Origin of the sequence: Cellulomonas algicola (genome assembly GCF_003851725.1) — a bacterium.
GTDB classification, from domain to species: domain Bacteria; phylum Actinomycetota; class Actinomycetes; order Actinomycetales; family Cellulomonadaceae; genus Cellulomonas; species Cellulomonas algicola.
This window is the reverse complement of sequence record NZ_BHYL01000462.1, coordinates 1-1,247: the sequence shown is the minus strand read 5'-3', so window position 1 is coordinate 1,247 and position 1,247 is coordinate 1. Positions and strand designations below refer to the sequence as shown.

The 1,247-nt window shown below is 67.7% G+C and carries 3 protein-coding genes; all 3 read left to right on the top strand.

What is annotated here, in order from left to right; translation table 11 throughout:
• Positions 1-400, top strand: a 400-nt coding sequence (locus CTKZ_RS21840) for a hypothetical protein (RefSeq protein ID WP_160142950.1), incomplete at its 5' end; no start/stop codon positions are given.
• A gap of 77 nt (positions 401-477) precedes the next feature.
• Positions 478-906 carry a type II secretion system protein gene (locus tag CTKZ_RS20835; RefSeq protein ID WP_124344680.1) on the top strand — a complete coding sequence of 143 codons (429 nt, stop codon included), beginning with the start codon at positions 478-480 and terminating at the stop codon, positions 904-906.
• A 136-nt stretch (positions 907-1,042) separates the two neighbouring features.
• A partial coding sequence (locus CTKZ_RS20830) for a prepilin-type N-terminal cleavage/methylation domain-containing protein (protein ID WP_124343101.1) occupies positions 1,043-1,247 on the top strand: 205 nt, incomplete at its 3' end.

The following is a 1,247-nucleotide window of genomic DNA, read 5'->3' as shown; positions in this document are numbered from 1 at the left end:
CGCGATCCCGGTGTTCCTGAACCAGCGCAAGAAGGCGGTGGACGCCTCGATCAAGTCGGACCTGCGCACGGTCGCGAACGAGCTCGAGACGTTCTACACCGACTGGCAGCAGTACCCCAGCACGGGCATCACCGCCAACACGGCGTCGCAGACCAACAACAAGGTCACCATCGCGGCGAACTCGGCCGGCGCCACGTCGAACGCGGCGATCGACATCAAGCTGAGCCCCGGCAACGTCATCTCGGTCGTCGTGGACTCCACCTCGCAGACGTACGCCATCAACGGCTACAACGAGAAGGGGACCGCCAACACGGCCGCCACCAAGGTCTTCAGCTACACCAGCAACGGTGGCCTGAAGCCCGGCGCGCCGGGTGCGGCCTCCACGGCACCCGCCCCGTGAGCCTGACGCTCTGACCGCAGGCCGGGTCGCGAGTCCTCCGGACGCGCGACCCGGCCTGTTCTCTTCTGGAGGCTGACATGGAGCACATCACGAGGTCAGCGTCGCGGGCGCGTGGTCGGGACCACGGCTTCACGCTGGTCGAGCTGCTGGTCGTCATCGTCATCATCGGCATCCTCGCGGCGATCGCGATCCCGATCCTGGTGTCCCAGCGGCGGACGGCGCTCGACGCCGCGGTGAAGTCGGACCTGCGCAACGTCGCCGTCGTCGTCGAGGCGTCCCGGACGGAGGGCGACGGCACGGCGGAGGAGTCGACCGTGCGCGCCGAGATGCGGATCACGCGGGGCACGACCGTCGAGGTGGTCCGCGACGGCGACGCCTACTGCCTGCGCGGCTGGAGCGACACGGGCGTCGGCAGCAACACCTGGGTGTCGGAGGCGGGCGGCGGGATCGTCCGGCAGTCCGCCGCGACCGGGTGCGCCGGCGCCGCGGAGTTCGCCCTTCCCTGACGATCACCCGGTCGGTGCGCCGACCGGGTGATCGTCCGAGCTGCGCTCAAGTTCCTTCCGGCCCGTCCCGAATGACGCAGTAGCCCGTTCCGTCGGGTGGGTGTGGACATGAATTCTGAGACTGAAGGAGACGGGCATGATCGCTCGCGTTCGTAAGTCGATCGAGGAGAAGGACAAGGGCTTCACGCTCATCGAGCTCCTCGTCGTCATCATCATCATCGGTATCCTCGCGGCGATCGCGATCCCGGTGTTCCTGAACCAGCGCAAGAAGGCGGTGGACGCCTCGATCAAGTCGGACCTGCGCACGGTCGCGAACGAGCTCGAGACGTTCTACACCGACT

What these genes read in the sequence shown, in the direction of transcription:
- CTKZ_RS20835 (WP_124344680.1), top strand. Translation starts at nt 478, where the DNA reads ATGGAGCACATCACGAGGTCAGCGTCGCGGGCGCGTGGTCGGGACCAC.